The organism is Stenotrophomonas sp. SrG (genome assembly GCF_050031795.1).
GTDB classification, from domain to species: domain Bacteria; phylum Pseudomonadota; class Gammaproteobacteria; order Xanthomonadales; family Xanthomonadaceae; genus Stenotrophomonas; species Stenotrophomonas rhizophila_A.
In genome coordinates this window covers 1-229 of the sequence record NZ_JBNBBE010001841.1, presented here as the reverse complement: position 1 = coordinate 229, position 229 = coordinate 1, and the positions used below count along the sequence as shown (strand labels likewise).

Genomic DNA, 229 nt, shown 5'->3' with positions numbered 1-229 from the left:
TCAGCCGGTTCACCACGGCCACCAGGAACGCCAGCGTCTTGCCGGTACCGGACTGGGCCTTGCCGGCGACATAGCCGCCGGGCAGTGCCACGGGCAGGGTCAGCGCCTGGATCGGGGTGCAGCGGGTAAAACCAGCGCCTTCTAGGCCAGCCTGCAGGGCCGGATGCAGCTCGAAGGAGGAGAAGGTCAAATCGGTCAGCGGTTTGTCGCTCATGTGTCCGTCTTGGTA

At 65.5% G+C, this 229-nt stretch carries 1 protein-coding gene; it reads right to left on the bottom strand.

All coding sequences use genetic code 11. The features are described 5' to 3' along the window. The coding region (locus tag ACQG3P_RS25575) for a DEAD/DEAH box helicase (RefSeq protein ID WP_426806605.1) at positions 1–214 on the bottom strand (214 nt) is incomplete at its 3' end. Between the last annotated feature and the right edge of the window lie 15 nt (positions 215–229).